This window comes from Mesorhizobium sp. B1-1-8 (assembly GCF_006442795.2).
Taxonomy (GTDB): Bacteria; Pseudomonadota; Alphaproteobacteria; order Rhizobiales; family Rhizobiaceae; genus Mesorhizobium.
Genome location: NZ_CP083956.1, coordinates 3,711,077 through 3,726,867, shown reverse-complemented (window position 1 = coordinate 3,726,867; position 15,791 = coordinate 3,711,077). Strand labels below are relative to the sequence as shown.

Genomic DNA, 15,791 nt, shown 5'->3' with positions numbered 1-15,791 from the left:
ACAAGTCAGCCGGCTCAGGGAATGAGGATGGTCGTACCGGTCGTCTTGCGGCCCTCAAGATCGGATTGCGCCTTGCCGGCGTCCTTCAGCGCGTAGCGCTGGTTGATCTTGATCTCGACGGCGCCGCTCAGCACCACATCGAAGAGTGCCGCGGCAGACGCCACCAGATCCTCGCGCCTGGCGTTGTAGACGAAGATCGTCGGCCTTGTGGCGAAGAGCGAGCCTTTCTGCGCCAGCAGCGACATCGAAAAGGGCGGGATCGGTCCTGACGACTGGCCGAAGCTGACGAACATGCCGAGCGGCCTCAGGCAGTCGAGCGAAGCGGGAAAGGTGTCATTGCCGACCGAGTCGTAGACGACATCGCATTTCCTGCCGCCGGTGATGGCAGCGACGCCGGCGACGAAATCCTGCTCCTTGTAATTGATGACATGGTCGAAGCCATGCACGCTGGCGAGCTCGATCTTGCCGGTCGAGCTCGCCGTGCCGATCACTGTGGCGCCGAGATGCTTGGCCCATTGGCCGAGGATCAGGCCAACGCCTCCGGCCGCCGCGTGGTAGAGGATCGTGTCGCCGGCTTTCACCTTGAAGGTACGGCGCAAGAGATATTCGGCGGTCATGCCCTTCAGCATCATCGCAGCCGCCTGTTCGTCGCTGATGCCGTCCGGCACCTTGACCACACGCTCGGCGGCGATCACCCGCTCATCGGCATAGGCGCCGACATTGACGGCATAGGCGATGCGGTCGCCGGGCTTCAGCCAGTCGACGCCGGCGCCGACCGCCAGCACCACGCCGGCCGCCTCGCTGCCGGGGATCAAGGGCAACCCGCCCGGCGGCGGATAAAGCCCCGAACGGTGATAGACATCGATGAAGTTGAGGCCGATCGCGGTGTGGCGGATCAGGATCTGTCCGGCGCCTGGTTGGCCGGGATCGGCATCCTCGTAGGTCAGGACTTCCGGGCCGCCATGGGCGTGGATACGGATTGCCTTGGACATCGGTCAACTCTCTTGGAAACGGGACTTAAGGGGCGGGCAGAGGCGGAATCTAGGTCAGGACTTCTTGGCGCCAAGGTTGGGGAACGCCTGCATGACGCCGCCGATGCAGGCGAGATAGAGGCCGGTTACCGTGATGCCGACCTTGGTGAAGATGCCGACCTGCTCGCCGAGCACGCCGATCTGGTCGTAGAAGGCGGCAAGCGCGGCCTGCGCCAGCGCCAGCGCGCCGAAGGCGCACCATAAAAGCGTCATGCCGAGATTGAGCGGCCTCAGCCGCACCACCCGCACCGGATGGATGAAATTGATCGGCAGGAAGGTCAGGATGCCCGCCGTAACCACGACGCCGAAGGAAACCCATTGGCCGGGCTCGATGACGAAAAGCGTGAACACCACCATGTTCCAGACCACCGGAAAGCCCTTGAAGAAGTTCTCCTTCGTCTTCATTCCGGTGTCGGCATAATAGATCGCGCTCGACACCACGATGATGGCCGCCGACAGGAACGACAGCCTCTCGCCCATGAAGCCGCGCTGGTAGAGCGCGAAGGCCGGGATGAGCACGTAGGTGACGTAATCGATGATGTTGTCGAGCAGCTCGCCCGACCATGTCGGCAGGATTTCCTTGACCTCCAGCTTCCTGGCGATCGGCCCGTCGATGCCGTCGACGAACAGCGCCAGCCCCAGCCACCAGAACATCGCCGTCCAGCGCTGCTCGCTGGCCGCCACCAGCGACAGGAAAGCCAGGAACGAACCCGAGGCGGTCAGCAGGTGCACCGAGAAGGCGCGTGCCTGCGGCCACGTCACCTTCTTCTTCGGTCGCGGAATCCGATCGGCGATCTTCTTGGCCGCTTTCCTCGCCGCCGTTGTGTTCTTGCTCACGGGCCTCGCCAGTCCAGCTTACAGATTTCGGCCGAGCGGCCGGCGAAATTCCAGTTGCGGCCGAAGGCGCGCATCTTGCTCTTGTCCGACTTCGCCACGATGATTTCCGGCGCGATCCAGTATTCGGAATTCGAGATCACCGTGTCTTTATCGCGATCCTTTCCGGGAACAGGCGTCACCGCGCCATCGATGATTTTCGGTATCTGGAAGACACGCGTCCTGTCGCGCGTCTCATAGGTGATCGGCACCTGCTCGACGCCGAGGAATTTTCCGACCAGGATCGAGAGCAGCGCGGTGGTGCCGCCGGCCTTGCCGGCAAAAATCCTGGTCAGCGCCTTCACCGCGTAGACCGAGGCGCGCTTGTCGATGAACAGGCCGGCGGTCCAGTTGCCGCGGCTCATATAGCCCGGGATTTCCATGACCAGGCCGAGATTGAGGCCGGACAGATCGACCTCGCCGAAATGGCCGGCATCGATGCGGAAACCTGCCCAGGTCTGGCAATAGCCCTCGGTCGGCGGATGGCTGCCGAGCGACAGCACGCACGGGCAGAAAACCGTGCAATTGCAGGAAAGCACCAGCTCTCCCTTCATCGCCCAGCTCCGATCCGTCATCGAATTCTCCCTCACGCCGAAATTAATAGCAGGGCGCCAGCCCACACAAGCAGTATCGCACCCGCCACCCGGCTTGCCATCCTGCCTTGCGTCTGTTTTTCGATCAGGGTGAACAGGCCGATCAGCGCCATCCAGAAGATGTTCATCGCACCGACCGCGAACATCACCAGCATCAAGGCCCAGCAACAGCCCAGGCACCAGATGCCTTGCCTGAGGCCAAGCCGGAAGATGCGCCGGGGATTCGCGCTCCAGTTGGCAAACAGGATCGAGAACGGATTGCGGCATTTGTTCAGGCAGGCCTGCTTCAGGCCGCTGAACTGATAAAGGCCGGCAATCAGCAGGGCGGCGGCCCCGGCAAATCCGGCAACGGGATCGAGCACCTGCCCCGAGCCGGCGAAAGCATAGATCGCCATCGTCAGCGCGGCGAACGGCACTGAAGCGCCGAGCCAGGTCGTCAGATATCCGGCAACCAGCACCAGCGGATGGACGACCGGCTCGCCTTTGATCCTGGCGGTGTCGGCAATCTCGCAATAGGTATGGATCATTGGCGCCGCCGAAGGCAGCATCGCCGCCACCGCCATCAGGAACCACATCAGGACGAGAGCGCAGGCTTGCGTGACGATCGAGCCCGCGAGCGGCGCCGGGACCAGGCAGAGCGCGAAAAAGCGATCGAGAAACTCGGGCAACGGCAATTGCGGCAAGTGTCGGAGCAGCGCATCGCCTGGAGCGCCGGCAAGGCGGCTCTCGGTGCCGCGGATCGCCATCGCAGCCAGCACATACCAGGCAAGGACGATAGCCATGCCAATGGCGAGCGTCACCGTCGGGCGCGGGCTGCGCGCAAGGCCTGCCGTCGCGCGGCCGGCTCGGTCGAGATGGCTGAAATCATGATCCTGGGCGCTCATGGCATTCGAATGGGCCGAATCGCCGTGTTGATCAAGCCGGCCGATCTGACCTATATCCGCATACAGGGCCGACGGATCGCCCTTCATTGTGGAAGCCTCGCGTGGAGCAGAACGACAAAGCCCGCATATTGGTTGCCGGCAGCGGTCCGGCCGGCCTCATCGCGGCACTCGGTTTTGCCAAGGCCGGCTTTACCGTGACGCTGGCAGGCCCCAAGGCTGCAAGCGACGACGGCCGCACCACCGCCCTGATGAACCCTGCCCTCAAGATGCTCGATCGCCTGGGCGTGCTTGACGAGCTCAGGTCGCAGGCGGCGCCGCTGAAGGTAATGCGCATCGTCGACGCCACCCGCAGGCTGATCCGCAGCCCGACCGTCACTTTCCGCGCCAGCGAGATCGGCGAGGAGCAGTTCGGGATCAATCTGCCGAACACGATTCTGATCCCGGTTCTCGCCAAGGCCGTTTCGGCCCGTGCCGGCATCGAATGGCGCAAGTCGATGGTCGAGGCCTGGCGCCTCGAGGCAGACCAGGCCCATGCCAGCCTGGCCGACGGCAGTGAGGTTTCGGCGTCGCTGGCGGTTGCGGCCGACGGGCGCCTGTCGCCGGCCCGCGAGGCGGCCGGCATACGCGCTTCCGCGCGGTCTTATCCGCAGTCGGCGCTCGTTCTCAATTTCGGCCACCGCAGCGAGCATGGCTTTATCTCGACCGAATTCCACACGGAAACCGGGCCGTTCACGCAGGTGCCGCTGCCCGGCAAACGCTCCAGCCTGGTCTGGGTCGTAAAGCCGGAAACGGCGAAGGAATTGGCCGCGCTCGATGATGCCTCGCTGTCGGCGCGGGTCGAGGAACAGATGCAATCGATGCTAGGCCGGATCTCGGTCGAGCCCGGCCGCCAGATCTATCCGCTTTCCGCGGCTTCGCCAGTGCGCTTTGCGCAAAATCGTGTCGCGCTTGTCGGCGAAGCCGCCCATGTGTTCCCGCCGATCGGCGCGCAGGGCCTCAACCTCGGCATCAGGGATATCGACGACTTGATTGGAATCGCTGACGAAAACCGTAACGATCCGGGATCGAGGACAAGTCTGGCCGCCTACGACACCAGGCGCCGGCCGGATGTATTTGTGCGCAGCAGCGCCGTAAACCTGCTCAACATGTCGTTGCTGTCCGACATGCTGCCCGCTCAGCTGGTGCGTAGCGCAGGCCTCAATGTGCTGGGCAGCTTCGCGCCGCTGCGCGCCTTCTTCATGCGCGAGGGGCTAAGGCCAGGCAGCGGCTTCCAGGCGCTCGCCGGCGGTTTCAGGCGGCAAGCCGGGCGGTAAGACGCGGTTTCAGTTTGCGATTGCGAAATCCTTGCGGCACCCGATCCGCAACTCGGGCAAGTCGGGCCGCCCGGCATTGAATTGCGGCAGCGTCTACGCCAAATGGGCACCAACCCAAAAGTCGGGGTCGATTTTTGGTGGCGTAACGCGTAATTTCAAGGTGTTAGGGCGTTTCGCTCGCAGCGAAAGCCCCAAGTGGTGAGTATGATGAAAACAGCCAAATTCGCGATCGGACAGGTGGTTCGCCACCGGCTGTTCCCGTTCCGTGGCATCATCTTCGATGTCGATCCGCAGTTCGCCAACTCCGAAGAATGGTACGAAGCCATCCCCGCGGACGTGCGTCCGCGCAAGGACCAGCCTTTCTACCATTTGCTCGCCGAGAATTCCGAAACCGAATACGTTGCCTATGTGTCCGAGCAGAACCTGCTCGAGGACCGGACGGGCGAGCCGGTCCGGCATCCGCAGATCGGCGAGATGTTCGACAAGCTGCCGGACGGCCGCTACGAGCCGAAGCGCCAATTGAAGCACTGAAGCCGGCGCACTGAAAAAATCGCAAAAAAAGCGGGGATTTTGCCCCGCTTTTTGCAGTCCGGAGAAATTTCTTCGAACGATCAGTTGGCCGTCTTCGCCTTGTCCTGCTCTTCCTTGAGCTTCTTGGCAAAATCCTGGTTATTCTTGGCGACGAAGTCCTGCAGCTTCTTCTGGCGGTCCTCGATGTCCGATTGCTGCAGCGGCGGGCCGTCAAAGGCACCGCTGAAGCCGGTCAGCGCGACCTTGATCGGGTTCGGCTGGTTCTGGAAGTTGATGGAAGTCAGCGTGATCGCCTGGCCCTTCTTGAAAGACGCAACGAGCTGGTCGCTCAGCGGCACTTCGGCGACGCAACGGTCGGGGAAGCAGATCACATAGTCGAGCTTCTGCGCCTTGCCGGTGTCGATCTGCAAAGCGATGCCGGGAGGAACGAGGCGGCCGGTCGGAACCGTGACCTGGAACACCTTGCGGTTCACCTTGCCCTTCAGCTCGATCAGGCTGATGCCGGTGACGAGCTGGCCGTTGCCGGCGGTGACGATGTTCTGCACATTGCAGATGTCGACGTCTTCCTGCTTGGTGCAGGCCTTGAACCAGCCCTGCGGAATCTGCGGCTGCTGCTGCGCCGAGGCGGTGAAAAGCCCGGCGCCCAGGAAGCCGACCACGCCTGCGGCCAGCACCGAAAGGCGGTACGCGTTGATCGTCATATGGTGCACTTTCCTCTCAAATGATCCCGGAGACCGGCTTCTTCGCGCCGTGTGGTCCCGCTACCTGTTGCCGAAATGAGGCAACAGCATGACTTCGGTGCGCGTGTTACACTGCCGGCGATGCCGAATCCAGCCCGCTCTCCGCGATTCTTGACGGGCTCGTGTCGCAGGCACGCTTCCGCTGGCAGCGGTCTGCCTGGACAGCGACTCCTTGGGCGCGCCGATTCAATCGGCGGGCGAAATGCTCTAGGGTGCATGGCGAATCACAAAACCGCCCGGCAAGGAGACGGTCATGGACCGCGTTCTCGTTCGGCTGATTGCCGCGACCTCGTTTCTGGCCCTTTCGCTGCTTCCGGCCCAGTCGGAGCCGAAGTACGGCATTGCCATGCAGGGCGAGCCGGCGCTGCCGGCTGACTATGCGCATTTCGATTACGTCAATCCCGACGCGCCGAAAGGCGGCAGCATCACCTATTGCGTCGTCGGCAGCTTCGACAATTTGAACCCGTTCATCTTGAAAAGCCTGCGCACCACGGCGCGCGGCATGATCGACACGGTCTACGGCAACCTCGTCTTCGAGCCGCTGATGCAGCGCAATTACGACGAGCCCTTCAGCCTCTACGGCCTGCTTGCCGACAGCGCCGACATGGATCCGGAGCGCAAGAGCATCGAGTTCCATCTCAACCCCAACGCAAAGTGGTCGGACGGGCAGCCCGTCACACCGGACGACGTGCTATTCACCTATGATGTCTTCACCGACAAGGGCCGCCCGCCCTACAGCGACCGCATGAGCCTGATCGCCAAGCTGGAGAAGACCGGCGAGCACAGCGTGAAGTTCACCTTCAACGACAAAGCCAATCGCGAATTCCCGTTGATCATCGCGCTGACGCCGATCATCCCGAAACATGCCTTCGACAAGGAGACCTTCGACAAGACCACGCTGAAGCCTTTGATTGGCAGCGGTCCCTATACCGTGGACAAGATACAGCCCGGGCAGCGCATCGTCTTCAAGCGCAATCCCGACTATTGGGGCAAGGACATGCCCGCCAAGCGCGGCTTCGACAATTTCGACCAGATCACCATCGAATATTTCCTCAACGCCAACGCCAGGACGGAAGCGTTCAAGAAAGGCATCTGCTCCACCGACGAGGAAACCGATCCGGTCAAGCGCGAGCGCGATATCGACTTTCCGGCTTTCCACAGGGGCGAGGTGAAGGCGGAAAACTTCGACACCGGCATTCCGCCGGTGGTGACTGGTTTCCTGTTCAATACCAGGTTGCCGAAATTTTCCAATCCGCTCGTGCGGCGCGCGCTCGGCATGCTCTACGACTTCGAATGGGCGAACAAGAATCTTTTCGGCGGCAAGTTCAACCGCACCATGAGCTATTGGCAGAATTCCGAGCTTTCAGCGCTCGGCCATCCGGCCGACGACCGGGAAAAGGCATTGCTTGCCCCCTATCCCGGCCGCGTGCCCGCCGACGTCATGGACGGAACCTGGCGGCCGCCGGTCACCGACGGCTCCGGCCAGGACCGCAAGGTCCTGAAAGCGGCCTTCGGGCTGCTGAAAAGCGCTGGCTACCGCATTGAGGACGGGACCATGCGCGATCCGCAGGGAAACCCCTTCGGCTTCGAGATACTGACCTCCTCGCAGGATGAAGAGCGGCTCGCCGCCATCTACCAGCGCACCCTGGAGAAAATCGGCATCAACGTCTCAATCCGCAGCCTCGACGGCGACCAGATCCAGTCGCGCAAGCAGCGGTTCGACTTCGAAGTGCTGGTCGGATCCAGCGGCTTCAGCAATTCACTGTCTCCCGGCATCGAGCAGACCTTTCGCTGGGGATCTTCGGAAGCCAAAAGGGAAGGCTCCTTTAACCTGGCCGGTGTTGCCGATCCCGCGATAGATGCCGCTATGGACGCCATGCTGAGGGCGCGAACCAAGCAAGACTATGTCGCGGCCGTGCGTGTCCTCGACCGGTTGCTGATCTCGGGCAACTACATGGTGCCGATGCAGTACAACACCCAGCAATGGGTCGCTTACTGGAATTATCTGGACCATCCGCAAAAGACCCCCATATTCGGCTATCAGCTGCCGGCCTGGTGGCGAAAGCCCAACTGATCCCAGGGCCCAATCGATCCCAGGACAAGGAGACGATTTATGAGCGCCGAGAACTCGATCACCGTTGATGTCGTGTCCGATGTCGTCTGTCCCTGGTGCTTCATCGGTCAGAAGCGGCTGGACAAGGCGATTGCCGCCGCCAGTGACGTCGACGTGCATGTGCGCTGGCGGCCGTTCCAGCTCGACCCGACCATTCCGCCTAAAGGCATGGACCGTCGCGAATACATGCTGGGCAAATTCGGCAGCGAGGAGCGTATCCGCCAGATCCATGCCCGCATCGAGCCGCTCGGCGAAGCCGAAGGAATCGGCTTTGCCTTCGGCGCCATCAAGGTCGCGCCCAACACGCTCGACGCGCACCGCGTCATCCGCTGGGCAGGCGCGGCCGGCGAGGACGTGCAGAACCGGCTGGTGCGCCGCCTGTTCCAGCTGAATTTCGAGGAAGGCGCTGATCTCGGCGATCACGTCGTGCTGGTCGAGGCAGCCCGCGAGGCGGGCATGGATGCCACGGTGGTCGAGACGCTGCTGCCGACGGATGCCGATGTCGATGCCGTTCGCACCGAGATCGCGACCGCATCGCGCATGGGCATCACCGGCGTGCCTTGCTTCCTGCTCGAAGGCAAATATGCGGTGATGGGCGCCCAGGATGCCGACACGCTCGCCGACGCCATTCGGCAGGTCGCTCAGGCCAAGGCGCGCGGAGAGCTGGAAACGGTGGATTGAACGGATCGTCACCGACAGACACGACGCCGCCGGCACCCCCAAGTTCCGGTCACTTCGCGGCCCCGGGAGGACGATTCGGGCAAGCCGGAAGAGATCATGGACGGCACTTTTTCGGCCGTCCCGGCCGGCGTGCAGTGGGAAATTCGCATCGCTGGCAGTAGATTTTTGTTCACAAAACCGTGTTTTCAGCTTCCCTTAGGGAAGCATCATGTCACGCCGCGCACGCTATTTAACCTTATGAAATAAAGCGCCAATTCCGGTCGGCAGCATCAGGCCGGTCGAAGCCCTCTGTTGCCTTGCTGCAACGGCGCGTGGCCCGGTTCACAGTCGGGGGGCAGAAAAATTAATAGAAAATGATCAATTGGTGTTACTCTGTGTAACAAAACTAAAAAAGGTTTGGGCGGGATAGTGATTCGGGTCGACAGACCAGGACGTACAATACCGGCAGAACTACCCGGCGAGGCACCCAAGCCCTCGCCCCTGACGCCGGTTTCGTCAATGCGCACCTTCTGGGGGCTGATGCGGGCTTACTGGTTCTCCGACCGCTGGAAGGAAGCCTGGACCCTCACCCTCGTCATCGCGCTGCTCACGGCGCTGTCCAGCAAGGCGGGCGTATGGTTTGCCGTAGCATTGGGCGAGTTGGGCAATTCGATCGCCTTCCTCCACGATGCCGCCAATACCCACCCACTGCAGGCAATTCTGACCAATGCCGGCATATTGGTGCTGCTGGTCGTGCTCAAGGATGCCGGCTTCACCGGCGTGCGAGGTCTTGTCTCTGCAACCTTGCACCGAAAATGGCGTGGCTGGCTGAACAGCCAGTTCAACCAGGCTCTGCTCGACGGCAACCATACCCATTTCCATGCCCAGAATGGTTCGGCGGCTGGCGGCATCGTGGCACCCGACAACATCGACCAGCGCATTCAGGAATCGATCAAGGATATGACCGGCGGCGCGATCGGCCTCGCCATGGGCGTGTTTGGCGTTGCGACTTCGCTCTACTTCATCGGCCAGAACCTGCTGCAGTCGTCAGTAGAGGTCAAAGGTTTGGAATTTCTTGGCAGCTATGGCAGCGCCGTCCTCTCCTTTCTGGCGGTTGCCGTCTACGTGCCGCTCAACACCTGGATCGCCGTCAAGCTCGGCAGCATGCTGGAGCGTCTCAACATCCGCATGCAGAAAGCCGAGGGCAGCTACCGCAGTGAGTTGACGACGTTCCTGCGCCGCAGCTTCCATGTCGCCGCCTCGCATGGCGAGAACGTGCAAAAGTCGATGCACGACAGGCTCTATGTCGATATCGACAAAACCTGGGGCCGGCTCAATATCGTAAACAACAGCTACACGTCATTCGAGCTGATCTACAATTTCATCGGGGGCCGCATTGTTGCTTACGGGCCAGGCCTGGTGTCGTTCATCCATAACCGCCTGGATTATAAAGGCTACATTACCGGCTCCGAAATGGTAGCCCAGCTTATCAGCCAGTGCTCGTGGTTCATCCATGTGATGCCGGCCATTGCGGCACTCAGGGCCAACAGCCAGCGCGTGACCGAGCTCGCCAACGCGATTGAAAACGTCCAGCAGCCGCAGGAGTTCTACCGTCAGACCGGTCGCTCGGATTTCGTTTACAGCAGCCAGAATCCGGTGTTCGGCCTGACCATCCAGAAGCTGGAACTGGCGCATCAGGGCGAGGACGCCACGCCCTTCCTCAGCGCCGCAAATCTGCGCTTCCGCCGCGGCGAGTGGACCTTCCTCAAGGGCGAGTCGGGCTGCGGCAAGACCTCGCTGATCAAGGCGATCAACGGGCTTTGGCCTTACGGCCGCGGCACCGTCGTGTTCCCGGAAGGGATCACCAGCTTCTACGCCGCCCAGGAGGTCAAGCTGCAGCAGGTTTCGCTGAAGCAGCTGGTCTGCCTCCCAGGCTCCGAGAACGATCACAGCGACGCGCAGGTGGCATCGGCCTTGCACAAGGCCGGCCTTGGCGACTTCATCGAGCATCTGGCCGACGAGAGCCGCGAGGGCAAGATCTGGGACCAGGTTCTGTCCGGCGGCCAAAAGCAGAAGCTGGTGGTCGCCCGCATCATCCTGCAGCAGCCAGGACTTTTGTTCCTCGACGAAGCGACCGGCGCGCTCGACCCCGAAGGCAAGATCGCCTTCCACCAGGCGATCAAGGACAATTGCCCGGATGTCACGGTGATCAGCGTGATGCACGAGGCGGTGCCGCCGCGCTCGCTCTCGGGCGAAGAATTCTACCACAGCGTCGTCGCCATCGCCGATGGCGTCGCGACCAAGAAGCCGCTCGTTCCCACCCTGCCCCGCGAGCTCACGACGATCCTCGCGCAGCCAAAGCCGGCGGAGGACAAATGGCTGCGCTTCTCGCGCCGGCTGAAGCAGAAATAGCAGCCGCGCCAAGCGGTTGCTCGAAGCGTGCGGCGTGAGGACAGCCGCCGTCGATCACAGTCTCGCGATCCGGCCTCTCCACGCCCGTTTTCCCGACTCCTTGCGATTGACTCGCCAGGAAGCCCTCCTATGTTGCGCCGGCTCGCTGAATTTGGAACCCGAAACCCGCGAGCAGAAAGGTCTAACCGCCATGCCTGGCGACAGTCACAGTCGAACGCAACCGCCGTCCGCCCTGACGTGACCTGACGGCTCACGTCCTGCCGGACGGCAAGGAGTGAGCCATGAACGAATTTGCCCCCGTATTGGACGACGAAGCCGTCGCCATTGCCCGTGTTCTCGCCAACGATCACGTCGCCGACGTCGTCGAGGCGCTTAATCGCGAGCCGCGCGAGACGGCCATCGAGCTGCTTTGCGCGGTGCCGTTCGAGCGGCTGGTCGAGATCTTCGATCAGCCGGAGCTCGACAGCGCCCCGGAACTCGCGCAAGCCTTGCCGCGCGCTAAGGCGAGCAAGCTGTTGACCGCCATGTCGGTCGACCGCGCCGCCGATATTCTGCGCGATCTGGACCAACCGGCCCGCTCCGAACTGCTCGCCGCGCTGGCGCCGCCGCTGCGCACGGAGCTGCTTGCCATTCTGGGCTATCCAGAAGGCAGCGCGGCCTCGATCATGACGACCGAGTATCTCAGCGTGCCCTCGGACTGGACCGTCGGCCGCACGCTCGACTACATCCGCAAGGTCGAGCGGACGCGCGAAACCGTCTACGCGATCTACATCGTCGACCCCGAAACGCAGCTCCTGCTGCGTTCGACCGGCTTGCGCCGTCTCATCACCGGCGAACCGGACGACTCGATCCTGTCGGTGGCGCCGGATCGCGTTCCGGTGACGGTCACCCCGCTGACCGATCGCGAAACCCTGGCGCAGACGATCTCCAAATACGACCTGCTTGCCCTGCCGGTGGTCGACCACGGCAAGATCATCGGCATCGTCACCATCGACGATATCATCGACACGATGATCGAGGAGACGACCGAGGACGTGCATCGTTTCGGCGGCATGGAGGCGCTCGACGAGCCCTATATGAAGATGAGCTTCCTTGCGATGATCCAGAAGCGGGGCGGCTGGCTCTGCGCGCTGTTCCTCAGCGAGATGCTGACGGCCAACGCCATGCAGAGCTACGAGGGCGAGTTGGAGAAGGCGATCGTGCTCACCCTGTTCATCCCGCTGATCATGAGCTCAGGCGGCAATTCCGGCTCACAGGCGACCTCGCTGGTCATCCGCGCGCTGGCGCTGCGCGAGATCGGCCTTGGCGACTGGTGGCGGGTTGCCTTGCGCGAGCTGCCGACCGGCCTTGTGCTCGGCTCGATTCTCGGCGTCGTCGGCATCTGCCGCATCGCGCTCTGGCAGTATTTCGGCCTCTACGATTACGGTGCGCACTGGATGCTGATTGCGGCGACGGTGGGTGCCGCGTTGGTCGGCATCGTCACCTTCGGCTCGCTGTCAGGATCGATGCTGCCCTTTGCGCTGAAACGCATCGGCTTCGATCCGGCGAGCGCCTCGGCGCCGTTCGTCGCCACGCTGGTCGACGTCACCGGACTGGTGATCTACTTTTCGGTGGCGCTGGTGATCCTGCGCGGCACGCTGCTTTGACCGCATTATTCATCGCTGCCGGCCTTGCCGGCGGCGGAACTCACACGCGTTCGCCGTCCTTCACCCGGTAGGTCGGCTTGTACATGGTCACCAGTTCTTCAGCCGCGGTCGGATGCACGGCCATGGTGCGGTCGAAATCGTCCTTGGTCAGTCCGGCCTTGAGCGGAATGCCGAGAAGCTGCGCCATCTCGCCGGCGTCCGGTCCAAGGATATGGGCGCCGAGCACCTTCCTCGAAACGCCGTCGACCACCAGCTTCATCAGCATCTTCTCGTCGCGTCCCGACAGCGTGTGCCGCATCGGGCGGAAAGAGGCGCGATAGATTTCGATATCGGGGAAGCGCTTGACCGCCTCGTCCTCAGACAGGCCGACGGTGCCGATCTCCGGCTGCGAAAACACCGCTGTCGGAATGGTGTCGTGGTCTGGCGAAGTGGGATTGCCCCTGAACGCGGTCTCGACGAAGCAGATCGCCTCATGGATGGCGACCGGCGTCAGCTGCACGCGATGGGTGACGTCGCCGATCGCCCAGATGTTGTCGATGCTGGTGCGCGAATAGTCGTCGACGACGATCGCGCCGGTCTTGCCGAGCTCCACTCCGACACCTTCGAGCCCCATATTCTCGGTGTTGGGAATGCGGCCGATGGCGAGCATCACCTGGTCGGCCGTCAGCATCTGGCCGCTGGAGAGCAGCACGTCCAGCCTGCCGTCGGGGTTTTTGCGCACCCATTCCGAAACCGCGTGGCAAAGGATTCTGATGCCTTTCTTCTCCATGGTTTCGTGTAGCGAGCGGCGCAGATCCATGTCGAAGCGCGACAGGATCTCCTTGCCGCGGTAGACGAGCGTGGTCTCCACGCCGAGCCCATGAAAAATATTGGCGAATTCGACGGCGATGTAGCCGCCGCCCTCGATCATGATCGCCTTCGGCAGCTGCTTGAGATCGAAGGCCTCGTTGGAGAAGATGCAGTATTCGTGGCCGGCAAGCGCCGGGTGCGGCGCCGGCCGGCCGCCGGTGGCGATCAGGATCTGGTCGGCGGTGACGGTGCGATCCTCGGCAACGAGATAAACGCTGTGCGGATCGACCAGCACTGCGCGCGAATGAAACGTCTCGCCGCCGGCGCCCTCGACGTTCCTTTTGTAGATCGCCTCCAGCCGCGCGATCTCCTTGTCCTTGTTGGCGACCAGCGTCGGCCAGTCGAAGCTTGCCTCGGGCACCGTCCAGCCATAGCCGGCCGCGTCGGCGAAATGCTCTGGGAATTGCGAGGCGTAGACATAGAGTTTCTTCGGCACGCAGCCGCGGATGACGCAGGTGCCGCCATAGCGGTATTCCTCGGCGATGGCGACGCGCTTGCCGAGCGCTGCCGCCAGACGGGCCGCCCGCACCCCGCCCGAGCCGCCGCCGATGACGAAAAGATCATAGTCGTATCCAGCCATCGGGATGGGCTCCTGCGAAACAAAGGGACCTCAGAGGTAGGCTGCAAAAGACCAAAAGAAAAGCCCGGGAAACCCGGGCTTCTGTGGTCCAGCGACCGTGCAGACTGGTCGAGATGCGGATCAGTTCTGTGGAGCCGATCCGTCGGCCGGTGCCGAGTCATCCGCAGGGGCTGAGCCATCCGCAGGGGCGGAGCCATCGGCAGGGGCAGTGGCATCCGCCGGAGCAGCGGGCGCGGCCGGCGCAGCCGCCTTCGCAGCCGCTGCCAGCGTTTCGCCGACCTGTTGGGCGAGATCGCGGGCAACGCCGTTCTGCCAGATGTCGGCGGCCTTCACGAGGTCGCGCGTTACCGCCGGACCGCTGTCCAGCAGCTTCTTGCCGGCATCGGAGCTGTAGAAGGCGGCGATATCGTTGAGATCCTTCTCGGAGAACACCTTGGCGTAGGCGAGTGCCGCCTCCTTCTCGAGGTCGGAGCGGCGCGCCGCCAGCGCCATCGCCTTCTCGGTGACGGTCTTGCCGATCAGCTCCTGCATGTCGGGGTTCTTCTGGATCAGCTGGTTTTCGAGCGCGGCGGCGGCCTGCGGCAGGATATTGTCGAACGGGTCGGTGGCGTGGATAGCGGCAACCGCGGCGCGCGCCGCCTTGAGGTGCGATTCGCTGACATCCTGCGAAAACGCCGGCGACGACAGCGCAAGAACGGCGGAAGCCGCCAGAATGGCCGACAGACGGCGAACCCGTTTATGCAACATCATGGTCGATAGAACTCCCTGGTTTTCGGGCGGCATGGACGGTGTGGATGCCGTCGCCGCCGGCGATGATGGCCGTTGACGCCAGCCCGATGAAAAGACCGTGCTCGACCACGCCTGGAATGGCGTGGAGAACATTCGAAAGCGCTCTTGTATCCGGAATGCGGCCAAAAGATGCATCGAGGATAAAATGGCCGCCGTCTGTAACAAATGGCTGGCTGCCCGTCATCCTCAATGTAATCGGCCCGGAAAGGCCGAGGCTTGCCGCAGCCGCGCGGACCGCGATCTCGGTGGCGCGCAGGCCGAACTTGTTGACCTCGATCGGCAGCGGAAAGCGGCCGAGGGTTTCGACCATCTTGGACTGGTCGGCAATGACGATCATGCGCTCGGAGGCGGCAGCGACGATCTTTTCGCGCAGCAACGCGCCGCCGCCACCCTTGATCAGCGTCAGCGCCGGATCGACCTCATCGGCGCCGTCGACGGTAAGGTCGAGCTCGGGGGTTTCCTCCAGGGTAGACAGGGGCACGCCGAGCTCGCGGCAAAGTGATGCAGTGCGCTCGGAGGTGGGCACGCCGACGATGGTGAGGCCGGTTGCGACCTTCTCGGCCAGCAGCCGCACGAACTCTTCCGCCGTCGTGCCGCTGCCGATGCCGAGCCGCATGCCGCTGCCGACATGGGCGAGCGCTGCCCGCGCTGCCTCGACCTTCAACTGCCTTGCGTCCATGCCCCACCCGCAATTCGCTGGTTTGGCGCGCGTCCTAGCATTTTTGCCTCGCCCGTCAAAGGTTCTGTGAACCGATGCAGCTCGCTTGCTTGAACCCA

General features: G+C 62.8%; 14 protein-coding genes. 6 read left to right on the top strand and 8 right to left on the bottom strand.

The genetic code is table 11. From position 1 onward, the window contains the following. Positions 1 to 14: 14 nt before the first annotated feature. The 4 genes from FJ974_RS18080 to FJ974_RS18065 are packed head-to-tail and all read right to left on the bottom strand — an operon-like array spanning position 15 to position 3,381. Positions 15 to 992 (bottom strand): quinone oxidoreductase family protein, encoded by a 978-nt coding sequence (locus FJ974_RS18080; protein ID WP_140534717.1) that lies wholly within the window; start codon positions 990 to 992, stop codon positions 15 to 17. 54 nt (positions 993 to 1,046) lie between these two features. Continuing rightward, positions 1,047 to 1,814, bottom strand: a complete 768-nt coding sequence (gene pcsA / locus FJ974_RS18075) for a phosphatidylcholine synthase (protein WP_226891632.1) — start codon at positions 1,812 to 1,814, stop codon at positions 1,047 to 1,049. 50 nt (positions 1,815 to 1,864) lie between these two features. Further along, on the bottom strand, positions 1,865 to 2,479 hold the full coding sequence (locus FJ974_RS18070) for a DUF1326 domain-containing protein (RefSeq protein WP_140534722.1): 615 nt from the start codon (positions 2,477 to 2,479) through the stop codon (positions 1,865 to 1,867). Positions 2,480 to 2,490: 11 nt separating this feature from the next. Next, positions 2,491 to 3,381: a DUF2182 domain-containing protein gene (locus tag FJ974_RS18065; RefSeq protein ID WP_140534725.1), complete on the bottom strand. Its 891-nt coding sequence runs from the start codon at positions 3,379 to 3,381 to the stop codon at positions 2,491 to 2,493. 101 nt (positions 3,382 to 3,482) lie between these two features. Here FJ974_RS18065 and FJ974_RS18060 point away from each other — a divergent pair, with 101 nt between their 5' ends. Together FJ974_RS18060 and hspQ are read left to right on the top strand one after the other, a co-directional pair. Then, positions 3,483 to 4,694 (top strand): UbiH/UbiF family hydroxylase, encoded by a 1,212-nt coding sequence (locus tag FJ974_RS18060; protein WP_140534727.1) that lies wholly within the window; start codon positions 3,483 to 3,485, stop codon positions 4,692 to 4,694. 207 nt (positions 4,695 to 4,901) lie between these two features. Continuing rightward, positions 4,902 to 5,225 (top strand): heat shock protein HspQ, encoded by a 324-nt coding sequence (gene hspQ / locus FJ974_RS18055; protein ID WP_181177190.1) that lies wholly within the window; start codon positions 4,902 to 4,904, stop codon positions 5,223 to 5,225. Positions 5,226 to 5,305: 80 nt separating this feature from the next. Here hspQ and FJ974_RS18050 read toward each other — a convergent pair whose 3' ends face one another. Beyond that, positions 5,306 to 5,926 carry an invasion associated locus B family protein gene (locus FJ974_RS18050; protein ID WP_140534733.1) on the bottom strand — a complete coding sequence of 207 codons (621 nt, stop codon included), beginning with the start codon at positions 5,924 to 5,926 and terminating at the stop codon, positions 5,306 to 5,308. 292 nt (positions 5,927 to 6,218) lie between these two features. On the opposite strand from FJ974_RS18050, the gene FJ974_RS18045 reads away from it, so the two are divergent. The 4 genes from FJ974_RS18045 to mgtE all read left to right on the top strand — a co-directional run bounded on the left by FJ974_RS18045 (position 6,219) and on the right by mgtE (position 12,796). After that, complete coding sequence (locus FJ974_RS18045) at positions 6,219 to 8,039, top strand: extracellular solute-binding protein (RefSeq protein WP_140534735.1); 1,821 nt, start codon at positions 6,219 to 6,221, stop codon at positions 8,037 to 8,039. A gap of 39 nt (positions 8,040 to 8,078) precedes the next feature. Then, entirely contained in the window at positions 8,079 to 8,759 is a 681-nt protein-coding gene (locus tag FJ974_RS18040; protein ID WP_140534738.1) for a DsbA family oxidoreductase, read from the top strand. A 498-nt stretch (positions 8,760 to 9,257) separates the two neighbouring features. Further along, positions 9,258 to 11,150 carry an ABC transporter ATP-binding protein/permease gene (locus FJ974_RS18035; protein ID WP_181177191.1) on the top strand — a complete coding sequence of 631 codons (1,893 nt, stop codon included), beginning with the start codon at positions 9,258 to 9,260 and terminating at the stop codon, positions 11,148 to 11,150. A gap of 281 nt (positions 11,151 to 11,431) precedes the next feature. Continuing rightward, positions 11,432 to 12,796 (top strand): magnesium transporter, encoded by a 1,365-nt coding sequence (mgtE, locus tag FJ974_RS18030; protein WP_140534743.1) that lies wholly within the window; start codon positions 11,432 to 11,434, stop codon positions 12,794 to 12,796. Positions 12,797 to 12,836: 40 nt separating this feature from the next. On the opposite strand, the gene gor is transcribed toward mgtE, so the two are convergent. The 3 genes from gor to rpiA form a co-directional block, all read right to left on the bottom strand. After that, entirely contained in the window at positions 12,837 to 14,225 is a 1,389-nt protein-coding gene (gene gor, locus FJ974_RS18025; protein ID WP_140534746.1) for a glutathione-disulfide reductase, read from the bottom strand. Positions 14,226 to 14,345: 120 nt separating this feature from the next. After that, the gene (locus tag FJ974_RS18020; protein WP_140534748.1) at positions 14,346 to 14,975 is read right to left on the bottom strand and encodes a DUF2059 domain-containing protein; all 630 of its coding nucleotides are present in this window, start codon (positions 14,973 to 14,975) and stop codon (positions 14,346 to 14,348) included. Further along, on the bottom strand, positions 14,962 to 15,693 hold the full coding sequence (rpiA, locus tag FJ974_RS18015; protein ID WP_140534751.1) for a ribose-5-phosphate isomerase RpiA: 732 nt from the start codon (positions 15,691 to 15,693) through the stop codon (positions 14,962 to 14,964). Before rpiA ends, FJ974_RS18020 begins: the two co-directional genes overlap by 14 nt. Positions 15,694 to 15,791 lie beyond the last annotated feature (98 nt).

What these genes read in the sequence shown, in the direction of transcription:
- FJ974_RS18080 (WP_140534717.1), bottom strand. Translation starts at nt 992, where the DNA reads ATGTCCAAGGCAATCCGTATCCACGCCCATGGCGGCCCGGAAGTCCTG.
- FJ974_RS18070 (WP_140534722.1), bottom strand. Translation starts at nt 2,479, where the DNA reads ATGACGGATCGGAGCTGGGCGATGAAGGGAGAGCTGGTGCTTTCCTGC.
- FJ974_RS18065 (WP_140534725.1), bottom strand. Translation starts at nt 3,381, where the DNA reads ATGAGCGCCCAGGATCATGATTTCAGCCATCTCGACCGAGCCGGCCGC.
- hspQ (WP_181177190.1), top strand. Translation starts at nt 4,902, where the DNA reads ATGAAAACAGCCAAATTCGCGATCGGACAGGTGGTTCGCCACCGGCTG.
- FJ974_RS18050 (WP_140534733.1), bottom strand. Translation starts at nt 5,926, where the DNA reads ATGACGATCAACGCGTACCGCCTTTCGGTGCTGGCCGCAGGCGTGGTC.
- FJ974_RS18045 (WP_140534735.1), top strand. Translation starts at nt 6,219, where the DNA reads ATGGACCGCGTTCTCGTTCGGCTGATTGCCGCGACCTCGTTTCTGGCC.
- FJ974_RS18040 (WP_140534738.1), top strand. Translation starts at nt 8,079, where the DNA reads ATGAGCGCCGAGAACTCGATCACCGTTGATGTCGTGTCCGATGTCGTC.
- FJ974_RS18035 (WP_181177191.1), top strand. Translation starts at nt 9,258, where the DNA reads ATGCGCACCTTCTGGGGGCTGATGCGGGCTTACTGGTTCTCCGACCGC.
- mgtE (WP_140534743.1), top strand. Translation starts at nt 11,432, where the DNA reads ATGAACGAATTTGCCCCCGTATTGGACGACGAAGCCGTCGCCATTGCC.
- gor (WP_140534746.1), bottom strand. Translation starts at nt 14,225, where the DNA reads ATGGCTGGATACGACTATGATCTTTTCGTCATCGGCGGCGGCTCGGGC.
- FJ974_RS18020 (WP_140534748.1), bottom strand. Translation starts at nt 14,975, where the DNA reads ATGATGTTGCATAAACGGGTTCGCCGTCTGTCGGCCATTCTGGCGGCT.
- rpiA (WP_140534751.1), bottom strand. Translation starts at nt 15,693, where the DNA reads ATGGACGCAAGGCAGTTGAAGGTCGAGGCAGCGCGGGCAGCGCTCGCC.